General features: G+C 72.8%; 16 protein-coding genes. 11 read left to right on the top strand and 5 right to left on the bottom strand.

Going from position 1 to position 22954, the window contains the following annotated elements; translation table 11 throughout:
- Nucleotides 1-102 precede the first annotated feature (102 nt).
- Nucleotides 103-786 carry a GntR family transcriptional regulator gene (locus CP982_RS03655; RefSeq protein WP_150509131.1) on the top strand — a complete coding sequence of 228 codons (684 nt, stop codon included), beginning with the start codon at nucleotides 103-105 and terminating at the stop codon, nucleotides 784-786.
- A gap of 16 nt (nucleotides 787-802) precedes the next feature.
- On the opposite strand, the gene CP982_RS03650 is transcribed toward CP982_RS03655, so the two are convergent.
- Complete coding sequence (locus CP982_RS03650; RefSeq protein WP_221514609.1) at nucleotides 803-1405, bottom strand: hypothetical protein; 603 nt, start codon at nucleotides 1403-1405, stop codon at nucleotides 803-805.
- A gap of 194 nt (nucleotides 1406-1599) precedes the next feature.
- Between CP982_RS03650 and CP982_RS03645 the strand changes: the two genes are divergently transcribed.
- From CP982_RS03645 to CP982_RS03630, 4 genes are all read left to right on the top strand, one after another.
- Nucleotides 1600-1794, top strand: coding sequence for a hypothetical protein (locus CP982_RS03645; protein ID WP_150509130.1), 195 nt, complete (start codon nucleotides 1600-1602; stop codon nucleotides 1792-1794).
- A gap of 131 nt (nucleotides 1795-1925) precedes the next feature.
- A complete protein-coding gene (locus CP982_RS03640) occupies nucleotides 1926-2588 on the top strand; it encodes a molybdopterin-dependent oxidoreductase (protein ID WP_150509129.1) in 663 nt (220 codons plus the stop codon).
- 140 nt (nucleotides 2589-2728) lie between these two features.
- Nucleotides 2729-3274 carry a YceI family protein gene (locus CP982_RS03635; protein ID WP_150509128.1) on the top strand — a complete coding sequence of 182 codons (546 nt, stop codon included), beginning with the start codon at nucleotides 2729-2731 and terminating at the stop codon, nucleotides 3272-3274.
- A gap of 220 nt (nucleotides 3275-3494) precedes the next feature.
- Entirely contained in the window at nucleotides 3495-6254 is a 2760-nt protein-coding gene (locus CP982_RS03630; protein ID WP_229878838.1) for an ABC transporter substrate-binding protein, read from the top strand.
- A gap of 24 nt (nucleotides 6255-6278) precedes the next feature.
- Here the strand turns inward: CP982_RS03630 and CP982_RS03625 are convergent, their stop codons facing one another.
- Nucleotides 6279-6899, bottom strand: a complete 621-nt coding sequence (locus tag CP982_RS03625; protein ID WP_150509127.1) for a nitroreductase family protein — start codon at nucleotides 6897-6899, stop codon at nucleotides 6279-6281.
- Between the two features lie 426 nt (nucleotides 6900-7325).
- Here CP982_RS03625 and rsgA point away from each other — a divergent pair, with 426 nt between their 5' ends.
- The 3 genes from rsgA (at nucleotide 7326) to CP982_RS03610 (ending at nucleotide 10275) form a co-directional block, all read left to right on the top strand.
- Complete coding sequence (rsgA, locus tag CP982_RS03620; RefSeq protein ID WP_150509126.1) at nucleotides 7326-8429, top strand: ribosome small subunit-dependent GTPase A; 1104 nt, start codon at nucleotides 7326-7328, stop codon at nucleotides 8427-8429.
- Nucleotides 8430-8576: 147 nt separating this feature from the next.
- On the top strand, nucleotides 8577-9092 hold the full coding sequence (locus CP982_RS03615) for a GNAT family N-acetyltransferase (protein ID WP_150509125.1): 516 nt from the start codon (nucleotides 8577-8579) through the stop codon (nucleotides 9090-9092).
- Between the two features lie 163 nt (nucleotides 9093-9255).
- Nucleotides 9256-10275, top strand: coding sequence for a YncE family protein (locus tag CP982_RS03610; protein WP_229878837.1), 1020 nt, complete (start codon nucleotides 9256-9258; stop codon nucleotides 10273-10275).
- Between the two features lie 48 nt (nucleotides 10276-10323).
- On the opposite strand, the gene CP982_RS03605 is transcribed toward CP982_RS03610, so the two are convergent.
- Both CP982_RS03605 and CP982_RS03600 read right to left on the bottom strand, forming a co-directional pair.
- Nucleotides 10324-11688 carry an FAD-dependent oxidoreductase gene (locus tag CP982_RS03605; protein WP_150509123.1) on the bottom strand — a complete coding sequence of 455 codons (1365 nt, stop codon included), beginning with the start codon at nucleotides 11686-11688 and terminating at the stop codon, nucleotides 10324-10326.
- 179 nt (nucleotides 11689-11867) lie between these two features.
- On the bottom strand, nucleotides 11868-12674 hold the full coding sequence (locus CP982_RS03600) for a helix-turn-helix domain-containing protein (protein ID WP_150509122.1): 807 nt from the start codon (nucleotides 12672-12674) through the stop codon (nucleotides 11868-11870).
- Between the two features lie 283 nt (nucleotides 12675-12957).
- On the opposite strand from CP982_RS03600, the gene CP982_RS03595 reads away from it, so the two are divergent.
- Nucleotides 12958-14703 carry a dihydroxyacetone kinase family protein gene (locus CP982_RS03595; RefSeq protein ID WP_150509121.1) on the top strand — a complete coding sequence of 582 codons (1746 nt, stop codon included), beginning with the start codon at nucleotides 12958-12960 and terminating at the stop codon, nucleotides 14701-14703.
- Nucleotides 14704-14787: 84 nt separating this feature from the next.
- On the opposite strand, the gene CP982_RS03590 is transcribed toward CP982_RS03595, so the two are convergent.
- A complete protein-coding gene (locus tag CP982_RS03590) occupies nucleotides 14788-15387 on the bottom strand; it encodes a CAP domain-containing protein (protein WP_150509120.1) in 600 nt (199 codons plus the stop codon).
- A 159-nt stretch (nucleotides 15388-15546) separates the two neighbouring features.
- Between CP982_RS03590 and CP982_RS03585 the strand changes: the two genes are divergently transcribed.
- Entirely contained in the window at nucleotides 15547-17019 is a 1473-nt protein-coding gene (locus CP982_RS03585; protein WP_150509119.1) for an alpha/beta hydrolase, read from the top strand.
- A gap of 228 nt (nucleotides 17020-17247) precedes the next feature.
- The gene (locus tag CP982_RS03580) at nucleotides 17248-22953 is read left to right on the top strand and encodes an outer membrane protein assembly factor BamB family protein (RefSeq protein ID WP_150509118.1); all 5706 of its coding nucleotides are present in this window, start codon (nucleotides 17248-17250) and stop codon (nucleotides 22951-22953) included.
- Nucleotide 22954 lies beyond the last annotated feature (1 nt).

The following is a 22954-nucleotide window of genomic DNA, read 5'->3' as shown; positions in this document are numbered from 1 at the left end:
GATCGCTGGCTATACTATAGCGCGAAGCAAAATAGTATAGGATTCGGCCGTGATCAAGAGGGGTGAGGGGCTGCGCTAAGGTCGGGCACCGAAGGAGGCACGATGGCTACGACGCGCCCGTCGGCACGGCAACCCCTGGCCGACAAGATGTACGAGGTGCTGCTGGGGCAGTTCATGGACGGCCTGTGGTCGCCGGGCCAGCCCCTCAACATCGGGGCGCTCTCCCGCGACCTGGACGTCAGTCAGACGCCGCTGCGCGAGGCCCTCGCCCGCCTGGAACACACGGGCCTCGTACGGCGCGAGGCGCTCAAGGGCTACCGCGTCGCCCCGCTCTTCACCGAGCGCGAGCTGATCAAGCTGATGGACGCGCGGCTCGTCCTGGAACCGGCGATGGTGCACGAGGCCGCGCGCCGCACCACGCCGGAGTTCCTGGCGGAGCTCAAGGAGAGCATCGAGGAGCTCAAGCGCTGTGCGGCCGCGCCCCGTTCGGCCTCGGTCCGCTCCTACTGGGCCGCCGACGAACGCTTCCACCTGCGCATCGCGGCCCAGTGCGACAACCCGTTCCTGGAGAGCGCCTACCGCTCCCTGGGCGGCCACGTCCAGCGCTTCCGTCTCTTCACGGAACTGGGCTCGTCCGAGGCCGAGTCACCGGCGCGCGAGCACCTGGCCGTCTACGAGGCGATGGCGTCGGGGGACGCGGAGGGCGCGGCGAAGCGGATGCGCCAGCACATCGAGAACGCGAAGGCCCGCGCTCTGAGCGACCGTCAGGCGGTGGCGGCCGACTGACGGCCGCTCAGGGTCCTCAGCTCCGGGGGACTTCGACGGTCTGATCGCCGTCGGGCACGTCCGTGACCGTCACCAGGCCGGTCGGCACGCCGAGCCCCCGCGCCACGACGCCCGCGATCCCGGCGGCGTCCTGCCCCGTGGGCACGGGCACTTCCTCGCCCTCGCCGTAGCTCTCGATGGCCTTCGTGAAGTAGCTCGGGTGCCAGGCGCCGACCGCGCCCCGGACGGCCACCGACGCCACCGCGCGGCCGCCGGTCACGCTCTTGATCCGGTCCAGGATCCGGTCCGAGCGCAGCTCGCCCGGCACCTGGAAGAGGCTCGCGTGCGCGCCCACCGCACCGCCCGAGCGCAGCTGGACCGTGAGGGTCAGACAGCTGGTGACGCTCGGATACAGGAGCGTGCCGCCGGGCCCGGCCTCCTTCACCTGCCCCTCTGTGATCACGGTCCGCGCGGGAGCGGACACCGTGGACGCGGCCGGAGCGGCGCCCCGCGCCCCGCCGCCGTCCGCCGCGTGGGCCGGGGCCCCGACCACCAGGGACGCCGCGACGGCGAGAGCGGCCACCACGAGGGAGGGCCTGACGGAGGTGGCGTACGACGGCACGCCTGCACGTATGGACAAGAAGAACTCCCTGCTGAGAAATCGGCGACAACCGCCCGCGGCCCGCTGGCCGCGGCCGACCAGCCACTTTATGGCCCGGGTCGAACCGCAGGTCAGGGAGGGGTCTTCGACGGAGTCACTCCCTTGACCGGTGACGCGCCTCCGTGGGAGAGTCGGCACACCCGCTGGTGCACGTGACCGAACGGAGTTCGACCATGGAAGGCCAGAACGCCACCGACAGTGCCGCCGCCGCACGGCAGGAGCGCTTCGGGAAACTGCCCGAGCGCATCCGCTTCGAGGACATGGTCGAGGAAGAGGCGGCGACACCGGACGACCCCGCACGCCACACCTACCACCCCGAAGGCTCCTGGAAGACCTTCAACTGCCTCGCCGCCGACCTGGGCCTCTGAGTCGGGCGCCGCCGGGCCATCGACGCACAGGACCGCGACGGGAAGACTGTGGCGCGCGACCCGTACGCGTAGCCGTGATGGCCGCGCCTCTCAAGCGACACCGTGTGATCCGCGCTCAGAGGAGGACCGACATGACGCTTCCCCCAGGCCAACGTGCCGTCGACGGATTCCCGCGCTTCGGTTCGCACCTTCACCGGCCGCCGCCTCCCGTCCCGGCGGACCCGGTGATCGAGATCGGGGGAGCCCTGAGCGAGGCCGTGACCCTCACCGCGAAGGACCTCGCGGAGCTGCCGCGCCAGGAGCTCGGAGCCGACTTCCACTGCGTCGCCGGATGGTCGGCGACCGGTCTGGTGTGGGAGGGAGTCGCGTTCGACGCCTTCTACCGCACCCGGGTCGAACCGCTGGTCCCGGCGGGCGCCGCGATCACCCACGTCGTGTTCGAAGGCTTCGACGGCTACCGGTCGGTCGCCTTGCTCCAGGACGCCCTGGCCGAGGACGTGCTCATCGCCGATCGGCTCGACGGGCGGCCGCTGGACGGCGACCACGGCGCGCCGGTGCGCCTGGTCAGCCCCAGCCAGTACGGCTTCGTCAGCACCAAGCACCTCTGCCGCATCACGTTCCACACCTCCGCGCCGCCGGACCCCGACCGGTGGAATCCCATCGCCGCCCACAGCCGCGGAAGGGTCTGGCAGGAGGAACGGCACCGCTACCTTCCCGGCCGGGTGGTGCGGCCGGTGTACCGGGGGCTGATCGGGCCGATCCGCAGGCTCAGTGCCCGAGGCAGCCGCCCGTAGGGGCCATGCGGCCCAGCGGAGCGCGAGCCCGCGACCTCACGTTCCGCCGGGCTGTCTCGTCGTACTCCTGGGAGCGGCACGCCCCCGCCGACAGCGGGCCCGCACCCTCCATGCCCCTGCGCCTCTCCAGGAGTCCCGCCATGTCCATCAGCACCGAACTCAGCGAGCTGACCGGTGAGTACGTCATCGACCCCGCGCACACCCGGATCGGGTTCGTCGCCCGGCACACGATGTCCACGCGGGTGCGCGGGCAGTTCGCCGAGTTCGGGGGCGGCGCCCGACTGGACGGCGGCGATCCGTCGCGGTCCAGCGCCCAGCTCACGATCCACGCCAGGAGCATCCAGACCCGCAACCAGCAGCGCGACGACCTGCTGTGCGGGAAGTTCCTCGACGTGGACAACCACCCGGCCATCACCTTCACCTCGGCCCATGTGCGCCACGTCGACGGCGCCCGCTACAAGGTCGCGGGCGATCTGACCATCCGGGGCGTGACCGCACCCGTCACCCTGGACGTCGAGCTGACCACCGCCGCGCCCGCCCCCGAGGGCGACTTCCGGGTCGGCTTCACGGGCAGTGCCACGATCAACCGCCGCGACTGGGGCGTGAACTGGAACAGCATGACCGCCCTCATGGTCGGCCCGAAGGTGACGCTGGAGTTCGACGTGACGGCAGTACGCACGTCCTGACCGTCGCCGATCCGAAGGAGGCCGACCTGAAGGTGAAGGAGGGGTCGCTCGCGGACGGCTGATCCCCGGCCGACGCGGCCCCCGCCGCCTACGTGCCCCCGCCCGCCGACACGGCTTCGTGAGTCCCCAACCACCCCTGAAAACACGCCAGTTCCCCTACAATTGACACGTGCTGGCTACACGGGGGCCGCAGCAGTAGACGGCGCGTCATGGGGGACCGATGGACCGCATTCCACCGTACGCAGGCATGGACCGCTTCATCGGCGCGTTCGACAGGCTGGTGGTGCAGCCGAGGCGCGGGCGCAGCCGCCTTCCGGCCGTCCTGCTCACCGAGTCCGGCGGCGGGTTCGCGGGGCGCCGCATCGTGGCAGGGCTGCGCGCACGACTGCGCGGGGACAACGTGATGCTGGCACCGCACGCTTACGTCACCCCGGCCCCCGAGGGCCACGACGCGCCGCACCTGGAGCTGTTCGAGCAGATCACCCAGCAGCTGACGGACTCCATGCCGCGCGGCTCCGGACGCCTGAAGCTGCCCGGCTACCGGCTGCTGCACGCCGTCCTGAGCGCCCCGCGCTTCGAGGGGCCCGTGGAGCGGCGCCACCGCGCCCTGCGCGACCACTGCTACGCCGACCACCGCCAGTGGTCACCGCTCTCCGCGGCCCTGTGGCGCCTCGGCGGCGGGGACCAGACCAGCGGCGCGGGCTTCATCGAGCTGCTGTGGAACTTCTTCTCGGGCCCCCTCTTCCAGCAACTGCCCTGCGCGCTGTTCGGGATGCGCGCCACCCGCCGGATCCTGGGCCACGGCCGCAACCGCCGCTGGTACGCGCAGTGGTACCGGCAGCAGCACGGCAGTCCGCCCACGGACTTCTTCCGCTCCGCACTCGACCTCGTACCGCGCGACCACGACGACCCGGACGCGCCCGACCCCGAGCAGGTCGACCGCGTCCTGATGCACGCGCTGCTCGCCGACCTGGACGCGGCCGCGCGACCGCGCCGGTTCAACCCCTGGAGGCGGCGCCGCTCGACACGGTTCGTGGTGCTCTTCGAGGAGCTGGGCCCGGCGGACTCGCGCACCCAGCGCTTCGTGCGGGAGCTGCGGACGGCGTCCGCGGACCTCGGCACCACGTCCGTGTTCGTGGTGGCGGCCGGTGTCCGGTCGCTCGCCGCACGCGTCCCGGACATCGAGCCGTCCGACCTGGCCCACGCGGGCGCCGAGCTCGACCTCATCCTGGAGAGCGGGATGCGGACGGGGCGGCCGAGCGGGATGACCGTGCCGGCTCCGGCGGAGGACGAGCCGCCGGACGAGCGGGCCGCGTACTGGCTGCGGCACCAGCCCCGGCTCGTGCCGCCCGCCCACCGCTTCTCGCCGGGCGTCGAGGTGGTGAGCACGGCCGGAAGCGTGGCCCTGGTCCTCGTCGTCCTCGCCGGGCTCTTCGCCTGGCGGCCCCTGGACCGCGACGACCGGGACGACTGCGCGGGGAAGACCTTCCTGGGGACCGACGGCACCTGCGTGGGCGTGGCCGAGGGCGCCAAGGGCTTCGGCCGGAGCAAGGACGACCAGGGCGTGCGCGACGCCCTGAAGATGATCGAGGCTCAGAACAGCGAGGTCGACACGGCGACCCGCGACAAGGAGGCCGCGGGGAACGGCGGCGCGCGGCCGCGCACGGTCGTCTACCTCGGCCCGCTCAGCGGCGGCCGCGGCGCCCAGGACCCGGTGCGCGGCGGCACCCTGCCCGAGCTGCGCGGCCTCGCCCTGGCCCAGGCCCGGATCAACCAGCTCGCCCGGTCCAGCCACGACCGCGTACCCCTGCGCGTCCTGACCGCCAACGCGGGGGACCGCTTCCAGGACGCCGAGAAGGTGGCCCAGCAGATCGCCCAGCTCGCCCGGCGCGACACGTCCGTCGTGGGTGTCGTCGGCTTCGGGCAGAGCAGGCCGGGCACCCTGGACGCCATCAAGGTGCTCAACAAGGCGGGCATCCCGATGGTCGGCACCTCCGGCACCGCCGCGGAACTGCTGCGCACCGGCCGCCCGTACTACTTCCAGATGGCGCCCACCAACGCCCGGCTCGCCCAGGTCATGGCCGCCTTCATGCGGCAGGCCAGGACGGTCGCCGCCGGGCCGGGCACGGCCCAGCGGATCGAACTGGTCGCCGACCCCACCGACGTCTACAGCAACGACCTGGCGAGGGAGTTCCTGAAGTCCGCGGGCCGGGTGCCGACGACCGTGTGGGAGCACACCCCGCAGGACGACACGGGCGGCGCGCGCGTGCCGGGCGCCGTGCGCGGCTCGCTCGCCACCAGCGCCCCCGACCTCGCCCGGCACGTGTGCCAGGCCGTCGTGAAGACCCCGCGCACGGCGGTGGTGTGGACGGCGCGCGCGAACGAGTTCACTGCCTTCCTCGACGAGATGAACCGCCTCAGCGGCGAATGCCCCCGCCTGACCGTGCTCGGCGGCGACGACGTCACCAACTCCCTGCTCCAGGGCCAGCACCCGCAGCGCCGCTTCCCCGGCCTCGCGCTGTACTACATCGCGCACGGCAGCGCCCCCGAACTCCAGCGGGCGGCGGGCCGTTCGGCCATCGAGGCCCAGGAGTTCCTGCGCGCGTACGACCGCGAGAACGAGCGGCACCAGTGGGGCGAGGACATGCGCGCGGACGGCCACCCCGTGCTCGCCTGGGACGCCCTGCGCTATCTCTCCGAGGCGGTGGACGAGGCCCGCGCCGCCCTCGGCGGCAACGACGACCGCCTCGGGCCCAGCCAGGTGCAGTCCGTCCTCTACCAGGGCCTGGGCGGGGGCGGGTTCAACGGCGCCACCGGCCGCGTCGACGCGGCCGGCGCGGCGGGCGGCGGCCGGTTCACCCCCGACAAGCTGGTCTTCGTGCTGAGCGGCGACGGCCGCGCGAAAGCGGTGTGCGGCGCGATGACGAAGACCCTCAACCCCAAGAAGTGGGGCGACCGCTTCGACTGCCCGGCGGCCTGACCGATCTCCGGGCAACGAGGCGGATCAGGAGTCCGCCGAGGGCCGTGCCCGCCGACCCCAGTGCCCGCGGTGGACGACTTCCTCCACGCCACGCCGCCGCGCGTCGATACGGGAACTCTGAGCGGGCAGGTCGTCGGCGCGATAGCCCACCGTGACCCCGCCGATGGGGGCGTACTCGTCAGGGATCCCGAACTCGGCCCGGAACGGCCCCAGATGCTCGGGCATGATGCCGAAGAAGCAGGCGCCCAGGCCCTCGTCGACCGCGGTCAGGAGCATCAGCAGCGCGGCCATGCCCGTGTCGATGTGCCAGTAGGGGGCGGGCCAGCGGGCTTCGGCGCGGTCCTCCCAGCCCTTGTCGGGCTGGGCGTAGCGTTCGAGATAGGCCGCCTTGTGGGCCAGCGGAACCACGACCAGCGGAGCCTGCTGCATCGACGGAGTCTGCTCGACCCGCGTCGGCACGAACGGCCAGAAGCGGGCGCGGTCGGCGGGGTCGGTCAGCGCGAGGAACGCCCAGCCCTGCGAGAAGCCCGCCGACGGCGCGCGCAGGGCGGAGGCGAGGATCCGCTCGACCACCGCGGGGTCCAACGGCCTGTCGGAGTAGTACCGGACCATGCGCCGGCGCCGGACAACCTCGGAGAACTCCATATCGGCAGATCACTCACTGCTGCTTGCGCTTGCTCGACCGCATGGACCAGAGCGTGATCGCGATACCGATGAGTGCCAAGAGAAAGAGGATCTTCATGTAGTCAGAGTGCCCACGACGGCGCGATCCAGTGCACCGACTTCCGTGCCCCTGGAGATTTCGCGGGACGGGGCCACCTGATCCGTGGAGTCGCACACCAGTGTGTTAATATTCGCTTCGTTCGCGTTTGACCTGGTATTGAGCGATGAGGGAGGTGAGGTTGATGACTGCGGTGAAGACCGCTGCCGTGCGCAGCGCCCGCCGGACCATCCTCACGTCCCGGGCCCCGGTCTGACCGTCGTATCCCTTCCACCCGCGCTGTGAGCGAATCCGCTCACCCGGTGGATGTTCCCGCGTTCTGATGGGGCCCCTTCTCGCAAGGGTTCCACGTGCATTCCCTGGTTTCATCCTCTTTTCCGTCCCCGCAGTCCTCTCCGTCGTCGGCGCTGTCCGCGCTGGGCTGGGACGCCTCGTTCGACGCGCTGTTCACCGAGCACGCCGCGGCCGGTCTCGCCCCGGCCCGCGTGGTGCGCGTGGACCGCGGCCGCTGTGATGTCCTGACCGCCACCGGTCCCGTACGGGCCGCGAGCCGCGGCCTGGAGCGCGGCGACCCGGCGCACGCCGTGTGCACCGGCGACTGGGTGGCCCTGCGCCAGGGCCCGGAGCCCGACCTGGTGGCGCTGCTGCCCCGGCGCGGTGCGATCACCCGCGCGGGCGCCGACCGCACCTCCCGCGGGCAGGTCCTCGCCGCGAACGTCGACACCGTCGTGGTCGCCGTCTCGCTGGCCGACGTGCTCAAGGCGGGCCGGATCGAGCGCCTGCTCGCGCTCGCCTGGGACAGCGGCGCGCGCCCCGTCATCGCCCTGACCAAGCTCGATCTGGCCGATGACAGCGCCGCCGTCCACGCCGAGGTCGGCGGCCTCGCGCCCGGCATCGACATCGTCGCCACCAGCTCCACGACGGGTGAGGGCCTGGACGTCCTGACCGCCACCGTCACCGGTACGACCGTCCTGCTCGGCCCCTCCGGGGCGGGCAAGTCCACCTTGGCCAACGCCCTGTTGGGCCAGGACCGCATGGACACCTGCGCGGTGCGGGCGGCGGACGGCAAGGGCCGGCACACCACCGTCCACCGCGAACTGCTGGTCCTGCCCGGCGGCGGCGTCCTGATCGACACCCCCGGTCTGCGCGGCATCGGCCTCCAGGGCGCCGCCGACGGCGTGGACCAGGTCTTCGCCGAGATCCACGAGCACGCGCGAGGCTGCGCCTTCCGTGACTGCACCCATGAATCCGAGCCCGGGTGCGCCGTCCAGGAAGCCATCGCCGACGGGCAGTTGAGCGAGCGCCGCCTGGCCGGATACCGCAAGCTCCAGCGCGAGAGCGCCTGGGCCGCCGCCCGTGAAGCGGCGCGGCCCACCGGCAAACGATCGGATTTCCACAAGTCGATCACCCGTCATCAGCGGGCCACCCGGCGCTTCTTCGACCAGCAGCAGTAGACCGGTGTCACCGGCGCCCCGAGCCAGGGGACCGCCCTCCACCACCCGACCGGCCACCTCCCGCTTCCCGTACGCCGTCGCCGTACGGGGAGCCCCTGATCAACGACACGAACTCACCTTGACATCGAAACGGAACGTGATCTCACCATGAGCACCCGTCGTCAGTGGCTCACCCGAGCCGAGACCAGCGCCGACATCCCCACCATCCGCGCCATCAACCGCGCCGCCTTCGAGACCCCGCTGGAGGCCGACCTCGTCGACGCGCTCCGTGCCGACTCCTCCTGGATCGAGGGCCTGTCCATCGTCGCCACCGACGACGACGGCGAGCTCGTCGGGCACGCGCTGCTGACCCGCTGCCACATCGACGACACCCCGGCCCTGTGCCTGGCCCCCGTCGCCGTGCGGCCCGAGTACCAGAAGACCGGCGCCGGCTCCGCCGCCATTCGCGCGGCGCTCGAGGCGGCCAAGGACAAGGGCGAGCACTTCGTCGTCGTCCTCGGACACCCGGACTACTATCCGCGGTTCGGCTTCGGCCGCGCCTCCGCCCACGGCATCCGGCTGACCATCGACGTCCCGGACGAGGCCGTGATGGCCCTCACCCTCGACGCCGACCACCAGCTGTCCGGCGGAACCGTCCGCTACGCCGCGCCGTTCGGCATCTGACGCACACCACTGGCGGGCTGCCCGGGACCCACCCGGGCAGCCCGCCGCGCGCCGGAGCCTGCACGTTCTGACCCTCGCGGCCGTCGTGGAACTGGACGCCCCCGGCCCTCGTCCACCAGGCTCGTGCGCGTCGAGCGATCGAGGCGAGGAGTGAGGGTCTGTGGTGACGCGTCGTACGGTGATCAAGGCGGCGGGCGCGGGGACGTTGGCGAGCGGGTTCGCCACCTCGGCCCGGGGTGCTTCCCGGGCGGCGGGCGACACGCTCGTGGTGGTGGAGAAGAGCAGCCACGCGGTCAGCTTCTACGACGTCGCCTCGGGACGGCGCCTGGAGACGGTGGGCCTGCCCGACTACCCGCACGAGATGGTCGTCGACTCGCGCGGACGGTTCGCGTACGTCGGGCACTACGGGGTCCGCATGTCCTCCACCGCGGGCGAGGGCGGTGCCGCGGTGTTCGTCATCGACCTCGTCGGGCGCTCCCTGGCCCGGACCATCGACACGCGGCCGTTCCGCCGCATCCACGGCATGGGGATCGACCGCGAGGACCGGCTGTACGCCCTGAGTGAGGAGAAGGCGGTCCTGCTGGGCTTCGACGCCCCGGCCACCGACGAGGCCCCGTCCAGGGCGGTGCCCACGCACGGCGTGAAGACCCATCTGTTCACGCTCAGCCGCGACGGCGAACGCGCCTATGTCACCGGCCTGTTGTCGCACACGGTGAGCCTCGTGCGCCCCTACGACGCCGCCGTTCCGCCCCTCCTGGTGACGCCCGGTCAGCTGCCGGAGAGCAGTTGTCTGAGCCGGGACGAGAGGACGCTGTTCGTCGGCGCGCGGAAGAGCGCGGCGCTTGTCGCCGTCGACGCGCGGACCATGAAGGTGCGGCACAGCCGCAAGACGGGCGGCGATCCGTTGCGGGTCTACACCCTCGACGACGACCGGCTGTTGGTGACGGACGTCGTGGCCGACACCCTCAGCGTGTGGAGCACCGACCTGCGGCCGATCCGTTCCCTGAAGCTCGACGGGAAACCGGCCGCCGTGTCGCTGCACCCCGCGGAGCCGCTGGCGTACGTGTCCCTGCTCGGCACCGACCGCGTCGCCGTGGTCGACCTGGAACGGCTCGCCGTCGTCGGCGGCTTCGGCACCGGGTCGGAACCGGACTCCTCGGTGCTGCTGCCCGCCGCCTCCTGAGGCGCCTCAAGACGTTGAGGCGCCTTGAGCCGGCGGGCAGCGGCGACGTCAGGCCCCGCTCTCCCGGAGCATGTCCTCGCGCTCGACGATCTTCACGCGCTCCCGGCCCTGCGGCTCGCCGAGCGCCTTCTCGGCGGCGTCGAGGCGGTACCAGCCCTCCCACGTCGTGAAGCGGACGTTCCGCTCGCCGAGGAAGGCGTCCACGGCCTCCGGGGCGGGCGCGGCGGGCTCCGGCAGACGGCCGTTCGCGTGGTCGTCCAGGAGGTTCGCGACCGTCTCGTTGGCGTCGCCCTTGGTGTGACCGATGAGGCCGACGGGGCCGCGCCGGATCCAGCCCGTGACGTACGTGGACGTCAGATGCGCCCCGGACTCCTCGATCACGCGGCCGCCGGCGTCCGGGACCGTGCCGGACTCGACGTCCCAGGGGAGCTTGGGCAGCGCGTCGGAGAGGTAGCCCACGGCGCGGTAGACCGCGGTGACGTCCCAGTCCTTGAAGGTGCCGGTGCCCTTGACGTTGCCGGTGCCGTCGAGCTCGGTGCGCTCGGTCCGCAGGCCGACGACCGCGCCGTCCTCGCCCAGGATCTCGACGGGCGACTCGAAGAAGTGCAGGAAGAGCTTGTGGGGACGGTCGCCGACGTCGCGGATCGCCCAGTTCTCCAGGGTCTTGGCGACCATGTCGGCCTGCTTGTTGCCGCGGCGGGTCGCGATCGAGCCGTCGTCGTAGTCGATGTCCTCGGGGTCGACGATGACCTCGATGTTGGGCGAATGGTCCAGCTCCCGCAGCTCCATCGGGCTGAACTTGGCCTGGGCGGGGCCGCGTCGGCCGAAGACGTGGATCTCGCGGGCCCTGTTGGCCTTGAGGCCGTCGTGGACGTTCGCCGGGATCTCCGTCGGAAGGAGCTCCTCGGCGGTCTTGGCGAGGACGCGCGCCACGTCGAGGGCCACGTTGCCGACGCCGAGGACGGCGACCTTCTCCGCGTGCAGCGGCCAGGTCCGCGGGACGTCAGGGTGGCCGTCGTACCAGGAGACGAAGTCGGCCGCGCCGTAGGAGCCGTCGAGGTCGATGCCGGGGATGTCGAGGGCGCGGTCGGCCGTGGCGCCGGTGGAGAAGATCACCGCGTCGTAGAAGGCGCGCAGGTCGTCCAGGTTGATGTCGCGCGGGTAGTCGACGTTGCCGAAGAGGCGGATCTGCGGCTTGTCGAGCACCTGGTGCAGGGCCGTGATGATGCCCTTGATCCGCGGGTGGTCGGGGGCCACGCCGTAACGGATCAGGCCGAACGGGGCGGGCATCCGCTCGAAGAGGTCGATGGACACGCCGGGGTCGGCGGCCACGTCGGACTTCAGCAGCGCGTCGGCGGCGTAGATCCCAGCGGGTCCGGCTCCGACGATGGCTACCCGCAGGGGGCGGTGCATGCTCAGGTTCCCTTCGAGCGGTGACGACTGACTCGACGGCAACCGTAAACTAAGGTCACCCTAACCTAGCAGGCGGGGTGGGTTTTCGGCCGCATGGGCCCTGTCGAATGTGCCGATATGCGTGCTGATGGGCCTATTGATCGGCCACTGTGTGCCCTGTGCTCACGGGCGCACCGGGTTCACGGGAAGACCAGCGTCGTGTCCACCGGCATCACCAGGTGCCAGCGGACCGTCACGTCGTCGTACGGGCCACAGGCCAGGACGCGTACGCCGACGGGGTCGGGGGCGACCAGGGGGAAGAACATCGGGCGGACGTCGTCGCCCGGAGGCGGCTCCGGAGCGGCGGGGGCGGGGGAGTCCCAGAGCGCCGCGACGCCCGGCTGCGCGCGCACCTCCCGGACGACCTCGTCGAGGCGCGCGTTGTCCGGCCAGCGCTGCCAGGCCAGGCGGAGGCGGGTGAGCAGGGGCGCGGCCCAGCGGCCCTCCCACTCGCGCAGCTGATAGCGGGCCTCGGGGGAGAACGCCCAGGTCATGACGTTGGCGCCGGGGCGGACGAGCCAAGGGCAGTGCCGGGCGGCGACCGCGTTGGCGTCGAGCACGTCCCACGCCTGGTCGCAGAGGTAGCTGACGTGCCGCTGCCGGCGCATGAGCTGGACGAGCGCCGGGTCGAGGCCGGTGCGCGCCGTCGGCCCCGGGGCCGGGGGCTCGTGCCCGGTGATCCGGTGGAGGGCGGCGGCCTGCTGCGCGGGGAGGTCCAGGATCCGGCAGACCCCGGCGATCATCTCGCGGCCGTACCGGCGGTCCTCGCCCTTCTCCAGGGCCCGGTACCAGCGCTCGGAGACGCCGAGCTCCAGGGCCATGTCGAGCTGCGTGAGGTAGGTGCGGTGCCGGCGCGCGGGCGCGGAGCCGAGCGCGAGCGCGGGATCCCGCGCCCTGCGCCAGGCGCGGAGCATGCGGCCGAGGTCCTCGCGTCGAGCCTGGGTCATGGTAAAGATCTCGCAAAGAAGGTGGGGCTGATCAGGGGTTTTCCGGCACGGCGGGTGCCAGGGAGCCCCTTCGGTGCTGGTGGCAGGATCGCATGCTGAAGTCGTGACCGGAACGTCCGGGTTCCGGAACGCGCCAGTTCCGGCCTTGGGCGCCGTCCGGCGGCCAGGGTGGGCGCACGTCCGGCGTGGGGCGTGGCCGACGTGGTGTGCCGTGCGGTGACGGCACCGGCCTCGGTCGCCCGACGCCGCCCCCGATCAGAGCCGATCTACGGAGAACCGACCGATGAGCTACTTCCTGCCGGAATCCGCCCCCGTGCTGATGGCCGCGCGCGGCCTCGCCCTGGCCCACCCCGGCATCGTCGAGGTCAACAGCGCCCCGCTGTATCTGCGGGCCCGCGCCGCGGACCCCGGCCGTCGTGTCGCCCTGGTGTCCGGCGGCGGCTCCGGGCACGAGCCGCTGCACACCGGTCTCCTCGGGCGCGGCGGCCTGGACGCGGTCTGCCCCGGCGAGGTGTTCGCGTCCCCGCACAACCGGCAGATCTACGAGGCGAGCGCGGCCGTCGCCAAGAGCGAGGGCGTGCTGCTGGTCGTCAAGAACTACACGGGCGACGTCATCAACTTCCAGATCGCGGCGGAGCGGCTGCGCCACGACGGCATCCCGGTCGCGACCGTCCTGGTCGACGACGACCTCGCCACCGACAGCGCCGACAGCGCGACGGGCCGCCGGGGCACGGCGGCCACGGTGGTCGTGGAGAAGCTGCTCGGCGCCGCGGCGGACCGGGGCGCCTCCCTCGCGGAGCTCCAGGAGCTCGGCACCCGCGTCGTGGCGCAGTCGCGCAGCGTCGCCGTGGCGGCCCGCGCCCAGACCTCGCCCACGACGACCGCTCCCGCCTTCACCCTGGAGCCCGGCGACCTCGACTACGGCGTCGGCATCCACGGCGAGCGCGGCACCCGCACCATCGCCCGGCCCGCCGTCGACGACCTGGTGCGGCGGATGACCGACGACCTGCTCGACTCGCTGCCCGAGGGCTCCGACGAGGTGCTCGCGCTCGTCAACGGCCTCGGCGCCACCACCGAACTCGAACTGCACGCCGTCAGCTCGCTCCTGCACGACCGGCTCGTCGAGCGCGGCCTGCGCCCCGCCGTGACCATCGCGGGCACCTACACCGCCGCCCTCGACATGGCCGGGTTCTCGCTCACCCTCACCCGCCTCGACGAGGGCTGGGTCGACCTGTGGACGGCGCCGACCGAGACCCCGCTGACGCTGCCCCGGACCGTGCGCGCGGCGGGCACCGAGGCCGCACCGGCGGACGACACCACGGCGCGGCGCCCCGCGGCGGCCACCGCGCCCGCTGCCGCCCGTACGCCGAGCGGCCGGATCGTGCTCGACCGGTACGCCGAGGTCGTGGCGCAGGTCCGCGACAACCTCACCAAGCTCGACCAGCTCGTCGGCGACGGCGACTTCGGCGACAACCTCTCCGGCGGCGTGCGGCGCGCGGTGCGCCTCGCCGACGAGACGGGCATCGAGGGCACGGCCGCGCTGGCCGAGGCGTTCCTCAACGACGTCGGCGGTACGAGCGGCCCGCTCTTCGGGCTGCTCTTCAAGGACCTGGCGTCCGCCGAGCCCGGCGACGGGCAGGCGCCCTCCGTCGCGGCACTGGCGGAGGCCGCGGCGGCCGCGAGCGCGGCCATCAACCGCGTGGGCGGCGCCCGCGTCGGCGACTGCACGCTGGTCGACGCGCTGGTGCCCGCCGCCGAGTCCCTGGCCGCCGTGCCCGGCGGGGAGCCCGCGGGCGAGCTCGCGGAGGCCCCGCTGACCACCGCGGCACAGGCCGCCATCCGCGGCGCCCTCTCGACGGCCTCGCTGCGCCCCCGGCGCGGCCGCGCGAGCTACGTCGGCGACCACGCCATCGGCGTCCCGGACCCGGGCGCGCTCGCCGTCGCCCTGCTCTTCACGACCCTGGCCGAGGTGTACGAGCCGACGTGGGCCACGCGCCTTCCGGCACCGGGCCACCTGACGACGATCTGACCCGGCCCCGCCCGGCACCTGCCCGGTGCGGGTTCAGGACCTGTCCGCACGGTCCTGACCGCACCGGGCCGGTGTGCCCCGGCGTCAGAGCTTGGTGGCGAAGTTCTGCACCCACCAGGGGCCGTTGGCCTTCAGGCTCACACCGGCGCCGAAGTCCTTGTACGCGCAGTTGAGGATGTTGGCGCGGTGCCCCGAGCTGCGCATCCAGTCACGCATGGCGGTCTTGGGGCCCTTCGGCCCCTTGTGTATGTTCTCGCCCCATGCCCCGGCCCGGTAGCCCTCCTTGCGCATGCGGTCGCCCGCGCTCCTGCCCTCGGGGCTGGTGTGCTCGTAGTAGTTCCGCGCCGCCATGTCCTTCGCGTGGGCCTGCGCGGCGGCCTGCACCCGGCGGTCGAGCCGCAACGGCCTGCAACCCGCCTTCGCCCGCTCGGCGTTGACGAGGGACAGGAGCTGCTTCTGGTACCGCGCGGTCTTGCTGAGCGCCGGGCGCTTGTGCGGCTTCTCGGCCCGTGGGGCGGCGCTCGGCTTCTCGGCGCCGGAGGTGTCCGCCAGCGCGAACGTACCCACCGACGCGAGCGCGGCGGCCGCCGCGGCCCCGCCCGCCAGAACGCGTACCTTCGGCCCGCGACGGCTCCGTCCGTGCCGGCCGCGCCCCTCGTCGGTGGTCTCGTTGCCCAGGTGCATGTCCGCTCCGCTCTGTGGTGGTCGTCGGTAGGTCCGACGTAGGGGAGACCGGGCGGAGGTCCTGGGGACAACACTTTTCTCGACTTTTCTCGGGAAACCCGGCACCTGTTTCCACCGTCCTCCCTGCCGAGAGCCATCGAGTTGACGGGAAGACAGCACATGAGACCGAAGCGCATCGTCGGCGGCACCGCCGCCGTCGCCGGGGCCCTGAGCCTGCTCGCCGTGGGGATGCCCGCGACGGCGCACGCCGCGGCCCCGGCGGCAGGACCGCGCTGGGGCACCTGTCCCGCCGGGACCGACGCGCCGCGCGGCACCTACTGCTCCACGCTCAAGGTGCCGCTCGACCACAAGAAGCCGGACGGCCGCCAGATCAAGCTGACGCTGTCCATCGCGGGCGCGGGCAACGCCCCGCGCACCCTCGTGGTCAACCCGGGAGGCCCCGGCGAGTCCGGCATCGGCGTCGCCAAGCTGGTGTGGAGCTCGCTGCCCCAGAAGGTCGCGGAGAAGTACAACGTCGTCAGCTTCGACCCGCGCGGCATCGGCGCCAGCACCCCGGTCTCCTGCGGCGACACCGGCAAGCTCACCAAGCACCCGGCCCTTCCCTACACGCCCGCGAACGCCGGCCAGGAGAAGAAGCGGCTGACCGTCGCCCGCAAGGTCGCCGAGCAGTGCCAGAAGCACTCCCGCGCCCTCCTGCCGCACATGACCACCGAGAACGCAGCCCGGGACATGGACCGCATCCGGGCCGCGCTCGGCAAGTCCAAGCTCGACTACCTCGGCTACTCGTACGGCACCCGCCTCGGGGCCACGTACGCGACGCTCTTCCCGAAGCGCACCGGGCGGATGGTCCTGGACAGCGTGATGGACCCGACCGCGAGCTCCTACACGTCCCAGTTCCAGCAGAACACCGCGCTGCAGCACCGCGCCGAGCAGTTCTTCGCCTGGACCGCCGAGCACGACCGCACCTACCACCTGGGCACCAGTCGCGCGAAGGTGGCCGCCGCCTGGGAAGCGACCCGCAAGAAGCTCGACGCCCGGCCGGCCGGAGGGCGGGCCGGGAGCGCCGAGTTGGACGACCTGCTGGCCTCCGCCATGTACACCGACCTGATGTGGGGCGACCTGGCGCGGTCCGTGTCCGACTACCGGCGCGGCGACGCGGGCGGGCTGCTCTCGGCCACCGACCAGCTCGCCGAAGGCGGAGTCAACCCGGCCATGCTCGCCTACTCGTGCGTGGACGACCCCTGGCCCCGGGACTGGAAGACCTGGCGCGCGGACACGCGCGCCTCGGCCCGCAAGGCGCCCCTGTTCGGCTGGCTGAACACCTGGTACAGCGCCCCCTGCGCGTTCTGGAAGGCCAGGCCCACAACGCCGGTGAAGATCGGTGCGGTGAAGGTGCCGCCCCCGCTGCTGCTCCAGGCCAAGGACGACGCGGCGACGCCGCTGGCGGGCGCGCGCCGGATGCACACGGCCCTGAAGGGCTCGCGCCTGGTCGTCGCGGGCGGCGGCAACCACGGCCAGTTCCTGTTCGACGCCAACTCCTGCGTCGACAAGCACGGCAGCCGCTACCTGCTCACCGGCAAGCTGCCGGCACGCGATGCCACCTGCCCGGCCACACCCGCCCCGAAGCCCTGACGCCCGGGCCCACGTGACCCGCCCGGAGGCGGCCCACCGGGGCCGCCTCCGGGCCGTCGTACCGCCGCGCGCAAGAGCAGTCGTACTGCCGCGCGCAATATCGGCCAACTTGCAACGTCACCCCATCGGGTGACAACGGCCCCGATCGCCCCATGCGAGCCTGATCGATATCCCCGGCAACCACCACGGGGGTGCCGCATGCGGGGCGACCACAAGGGGGTAGGCCGCGTGGGAACGACGAGGACGCTGCAGCAGATCATTCCCCGGCACGACCCGAAGTTCGAGCCGTGGGCGGCCCGCCTCGGCATCGGCAGGGACGGGAACGTGTACGTGGCGAGCTCCGCCTTCCCCGCCAGCGTGGTCCTGCGGCTCGCCCCGGACGGATCGACCACCCGCGTGGGCAAGGCGGGGAACTCGCTGCTCGCGGTGACGGCCAACGGCGCGGGCACGATCGCCACCGCGGAGCACCACTTCAACCACCGGGTGGCGTTCTGGGACGCCGACTTCCGCCCCCTCGGCACCTTCGACGAGTTCACGGTCAACGACACGGACGGCTACTTCGCCCCTCCCGCGGTGGAAGCGGGCCCGTCCGGCGACTTCTACGCGATGGACCAGCACGCCCTGCGGGTGCTTCGGCTGAATCCGGCCAGGCCGGGCGGGATGGTGGTGGACACCATCGACCTGAGCCGGTTGAGCAGCGACCCCACGGACCGCAGACAGACGGTCGGCCTGCGCGTGGCGGAGGAGCGGGGGCTGCTCGTCACCGCGTGGCAGTCCGGGGTGATCCGGATGTGCACGTTCGACGGCACGCCCGTGGGGAACCCGGTGCGGGCCAAGCCCGTCGGCTTTGTCCTCAGCGGCTACGACGTGTCCGACGACGGCCACCTCTACGTCCTGACCGGCGGCCGCGAGGTACAGATCCACGACCTCGACGGGACCAGGACCGGCACCCGCGTCCTCGCCCTGCCCGACACCGACCACGACGTCACGGACCTCAGGGTCCGCGGCAGGGAGTTCCTCGTCCGCCGCTCGGACCAGGTGACCCCGCTCGCGCGCCGGGACCACGTGACCCTCTTCGAGCGCTACGACCTGGACACCGGGGCACTGATCGCCCGGACCTCCGCCGACGTCGAGCGGCTGACGGTGACGTACGACGCGGACGTCTGGACGGCCGGGGCGCGGATGCCGCTGACCATCGCCCACGACCCGGGGCGCTGGCCGAGCAGGCCCCGTCTCAAGGTGTGGCTGCGGCCCCTCGGCGTACCGGAGTTCACCGAACTGCCGCTCACCGCCGGTGGAGTCACCCCGCCCGCCGACGCCCGGGGCCTGTACCAGCTGCGGGTGACGGCCGACACCGACGGCCGCTACAGCGAGTACGCCGTCGACGGCATCGTCGAGGTGCGTCAGCCGAACGCACGCGGCACGGTGTCGATCTGGACCCCGTCGAACCGCTTCCACTACGGCCGGGGCGAACCGCTCGGCAGCACCGAGGGCGCGTCCGCCGAGAAGATCACGGTCTGCGCCCGGGCGGCGGCGGGGACGCAACTGCCCGCGTCCGTCCGCGTCCGGCTCCTGCGCGCAGGCCAGGAGGTCGCCGCGCAGGTCGTCACCCTGGGATCGGACGGCACCGGCACGCTGGCCTTCGGCGCGGACGTCACCCGTGGCCTGGAACCGGGCCGGCACCTGCTCGACGCCGACGTTCAGGGCTTCACCGTCGCCCCGCAGCACCTGGAGATCGGACCGGGCCTCGCCGAGCGGCCCGGCTACCACATCACGCAGTACGGCGACATCTACGCCCAGGGCTTCCCGGCGGACCCCCGGGCGACGCACCAGGTCCGCGGGGGCGGCGACCTGCCGGAGTTCAGGGACGCGCCGGAGACGACCGCGGCGTACGTGGCGCGGGCGCGCACGCTCGGCATCAACCTCTTCGTGGACCGCGCCGAGCCCGGCGCCTACGGGGAGGTCCGCGCCGACCAGGGCATCCACCAGGGCATCGGCCTCGACCTGGTGGCTCGTCTGACGCAGGCCCGCGACGGCGTCGCCCCCGCCAAGGCCCTGGTCGAGGACCCGCGCCGCCGCGCCGTCGCCGCCTATGGCGCGTACGGGATGGAGACCCAGGCCATCCTGCTGGCGAACGACGCCTACGTGCCCTTCCTCCCCAAGGGCACCCCGAAGAACTTCGAACGCCGGACCCTGCCGCAGCTCGACGCCGACCTGACGGCGGTCACCGAGAAGTTCCTGCCGTACGCCGCCTTCAGGGGCTGGACCTGGGGCGCCAACTGGTGGCAGTGGGCGGGCGCCATCGGCGAGGCCGCCGCGAAGGACCCCGCCGAGCTGGCCGCCTACCGAAAGGCCCTGGCCCAGGCGCAGACGGCGAACGGAGCCTGGTCGGCCGTCCTGGACACCGTCAGCGACCGGACCTTCGCCCACAAGCGCGCGGCCGCGGACCACTTCCGCACCGTCCTGAAGTCGCTCATGCCGAACGGCGTCGGCGCGATCACCGGCCCCTACCGCGAACGGCAGGCCCCGCCGCAGCTCGTGTTCACCGGCGCCGACGAGGTCGACCTGCACTTCCAGGCGGAGCAGATCCAGGCACCGCTGGTCACCCGGCACATGGTCGACTTCTACCGCCGACCGGGCCGACCCGCCTGGGGCCACCCCGAGCTGGGGAACGACGACGGCACCGGCGGAATGATCATGCCGACGCTCCTCCAGCAGGTGATGCGAGGCGCGCACGGCACGGGCATGGTCACCGACATCGGGGCCGAGCACCTGGAGGGAGCCGACGCCCAGGACGAGCGCGCAGGCGGCAGCGGCGGCGTCCCGGGCGACCCGCGCAGCGGCAGCGCGGGCAAGACCTCCGTCCTGCGCGCCCTGTTCGACCTGTGCGCCCGCCTCGGCCCGGTCACCGCGGGGGCGCGGAGCACCGACCCCGTCGCCATCGTCGTGTCCACCCGCATGCAGCGCATCGAGTTCAACGAAGGGCAGTACGCGGGCGTCTACTTCCAGCGGCTCTACGAGGCGTACTGCGCGTGCTTGTACGCGCAGCGCCCGGCGTCCTTCGTGTGCGCCGAGGACGCCGACGCCGAGGTGCTGAGCCGCTACCAGGCGGTGCTCGTCGTGGGCCAGACCGTGGAGCTCGACCCGCCCCTGGCGGCGGCCGTCGCGGCAGCCGGCGTACCGGTGTTCGCCGACGCCACCTGCCACCCGGACCGGGTCACCGGCTCCACCCGGCTCCCCATCGGCTTCGACCACGTGGAGAAGACCCAGCAGCAGAACAAGGACGCCTACCAGCAGCCCATCCAGAACAACGACGCCGCCTACGCGGCACTGCGCACGCTCTTCCTGGAGCAGGCCGCCACGCTGCGCACCGCACTGAGCGCCGTGACGCCCTCCTCCGAGTGCGTCGACAACCCGGAAGTGCACCTCAGCGAATGGACCGCGGGCGGCGTCCGCTACCTCTGGGTCGTCAACAACACCCTGCTCGACTGGGAGCCGGGCCTCGCCTGGCGCGTGGGCCTGCTGTGCGCCCACCGGATCCCCGTCATGGCCAGGATCAAGGTGCGCCTGCCCCTGCTGCATCAGGTGGTCGACCTGCTCACCGGCAAGCCCGTCACCACGCTGCTCGGCGACGAGTTCACCGCCGACCTGCGCTCCGTGCCCGGCAGGCTCTACGCCGTCGTACCGGTGGTGCACGGCCCGCTGCCGACGGCGTCAGAGGACGCCTTCGGCCCGCACGTCCGCGACATCGCCGTCGCGGCGGACGGCAGGAGCGCGGCGCTCACCACCTTCAACTGGGACCACAACGTCCACGGCATCGACCTCGCCACCGGCCGCACGACCTGGCGGCAGCGCGTCGGGCACCACTTCGCCTACGGTCCCGTCGCCCACGCGGGCGGGTTCGCCGCGCAGGGCTTCGACGTGCTCAGCGCCGAGGGCTACCACCTGTACCTCCTGGACCCGGCGTCGGGCACGGCCCGGCGCCGTTTCGCCCTGTTCGGGCTGCCCAAGCGGGCCACCAACTGGGCGCGCGGCGAATGGGGCTACGACCTCGGCCTGAACAACTTCGCCGTGGCACCCGACGGCTCCTGGGTCGCCACCTGCGGCGATCTCGGCCTGGCCCTCTGGGACAGCTCCGGCGCCGAGCGCTGGGCGCACCAGTGGTGGGCCGAGCACCGGCGCGCACCGCTGCGGCTCCTCGCCGCCGACAACGCCACCCTGATCACCTTCGCGGGCGGCCGGATCACCGGTCTCGCGGCGGCGGACGGGGCGACGCTGTGGTCGCTGCACGTCGCCGACATCGGCGCCTTCGGCGGCGGCGTGGTCAGCCGCGACCGGAGCACCGTCGTGATCTGGTCGGACACCGAGGGCGGCCGACTCTACGTCATCCGGGGCGGAGCCCTGCGCAACACCGTCCCGGCCGCCGCCGACGAGGTCTCTGTCTCCGGCGACGGATCCCTCATCGCCGTCACCAAGGACCGGCAGCTGAAGGTCTTCGGCGCCGACGGCGGGCTCCTGTGGACGTACACCGGCGACGACCTGCTGCGCCGCCCCCGAGTCTCGCCCGACGGCACCCGTGTCGCCGTCGGCAGCGAGCTGGGCACCCTGGCCGTCCTGACCCGTCAGGGCGCCGTCGTCGGCACGGCCGACCTGAAGGCGCTGCCGGTCCCGGCCTGGCTGCCCGGCGGCGACCTCCTCGCCGCGACCTGGATGGGCACCGTCGTCCGCTACCGCCCCGACCTGCGGCCGCGCTGGCAGAGCAGGCTCACCCCGACCGAGCAGGACATCCGGCCCAGACTGCGGGCCCCGGACCCGACCCCGCTGGTGCGCCGCACCTGGGGCAACTCCGCCGCCACCCCGCACCCTCTGACGGACAACCTGCTCAAACGGACGGGAGTCGTCTTCCGCACCCGGCTCCTCGACCGGGACCAGGAGATCTACCTCTCGCAGCAGAACGACACCGCCATCCTGCTCGACGGCAGCGGCACGGCGCCCGCGAGGCCCTGGCTGCCCTGGTGGGTCATCAACTCCGTGGACAGCGGCTGGCACGGCAAGTTCGAGCTGACCGTCGACACCTACCGGACCCTGCTGCGCCTCGACGGCGTCACGATCGCCGAGGACCCCGCGCACCCCGAGTCATGGCTGCGCGACGTCCGGCTCCAGTGGTGGGACACCCGCGCCGGACGCTGGGTCGACGGGCCGATGCTCCTGTCCGACCGAGCCGTGCACACGCACCTGTTCACCACGCCGCTGGTGGCGTCCTGGTTCCGGTTCGTGACGACCGGCGGCAGCGCCTGGCCCGTGGGCAACCTCCGCATGGGTGAACTGGCCTTCCACGGCGCGGTCCTGGGCAACTCCCACCGGGACGTCATCGACAAGCAGTGCCGGGCGACCCTCTTCGAGGACCGGGAGAGCGATCTGCGGACGCTCTTCCACGGTGCGCTCTCGTTCCAGCGGGGCGACGCCCGCCCCGAGGGAGGCACCTGCGTCCGCCTCGACGTCACCGACGGCGTCTCGGAAGCCGTCGCGCACCCCCAGTACTTCGCGCCGTTCGGCCATGTGATCCCCGAGTGGGACTTCCAGATCGCGGAGCACCCCGAGCCGGGCCAGTACCGGTACTTCCAGTTCGCCTGGAAGGCGACCGGGTCCGCCACGAGCGTCATGGGCCTGCGGCTCGGCCTCGCCTGGAACGCCCCCGCCGTGGTGGTCCTCGCCGGCTCCTCCACCTGGCCGGACGCCGCGGTCCTGGCCCAGGTCAACTTCCCCACCCCACCGCGAGCCTGGACGACCGTACGCCTGGACCTGTGGGAACTCACCCGCACCCAGGCCGACTTCCGCGTCCGGAGCCTCAGCCTGCGCACCATCGGCGGCGGCGCCCTCTTCGACCAGCTCGTCCTGGGCCGCACCCCGGCCGACCTGCCGGAGCAGTCCTGAG

This window comes from Streptomyces spectabilis (assembly GCF_008704795.1).
Lineage (GTDB): Bacteria > Actinomycetota > Actinomycetes > Streptomycetales > Streptomycetaceae > Streptomyces > Streptomyces spectabilis.
The sequence above is the reverse complement of the archived record's forward strand: the minus strand, read 5'-3'. Positions and strand labels throughout refer to the sequence as shown.

Excerpts from the sequence above, each read along its gene's own strand:
- CP982_RS03655 (WP_150509131.1), top strand. The coding sequence starts at position 103 with ATGGCTACGACGCGCCCGTCGGCACGGCAACCCCTGGCCGACAAGATG.
- CP982_RS03645 (WP_150509130.1), top strand. The coding sequence starts at position 1,600 with ATGGAAGGCCAGAACGCCACCGACAGTGCCGCCGCCGCACGGCAGGAG.
- CP982_RS03640 (WP_150509129.1), top strand. The coding sequence starts at position 1,926 with ATGACGCTTCCCCCAGGCCAACGTGCCGTCGACGGATTCCCGCGCTTC.
- CP982_RS03635 (WP_150509128.1), top strand. The coding sequence starts at position 2,729 with ATGTCCATCAGCACCGAACTCAGCGAGCTGACCGGTGAGTACGTCATC.
- CP982_RS03630 (WP_229878838.1), top strand. The coding sequence starts at position 3,495 with ATGGACCGCATTCCACCGTACGCAGGCATGGACCGCTTCATCGGCGCG.
- CP982_RS03625 (WP_150509127.1), bottom strand. The coding sequence starts at position 6,899 with ATGGAGTTCTCCGAGGTTGTCCGGCGCCGGCGCATGGTCCGGTACTAC.
- CP982_RS03615 (WP_150509125.1), top strand. The coding sequence starts at position 8,577 with ATGAGCACCCGTCGTCAGTGGCTCACCCGAGCCGAGACCAGCGCCGAC.
- CP982_RS03605 (WP_150509123.1), bottom strand. The coding sequence starts at position 11,688 with ATGCACCGCCCCCTGCGGGTAGCCATCGTCGGAGCCGGACCCGCTGGG.
- CP982_RS03600 (WP_150509122.1), bottom strand. The coding sequence starts at position 12,674 with ATGACCCAGGCTCGACGCGAGGACCTCGGCCGCATGCTCCGCGCCTGG.
- CP982_RS03595 (WP_150509121.1), top strand. The coding sequence starts at position 12,958 with ATGAGCTACTTCCTGCCGGAATCCGCCCCCGTGCTGATGGCCGCGCGC.
- CP982_RS03590 (WP_150509120.1), bottom strand. The coding sequence starts at position 15,387 with ATGCACCTGGGCAACGAGACCACCGACGAGGGGCGCGGCCGGCACGGA.
- CP982_RS03585 (WP_150509119.1), top strand. The coding sequence starts at position 15,547 with ATGAGACCGAAGCGCATCGTCGGCGGCACCGCCGCCGTCGCCGGGGCC.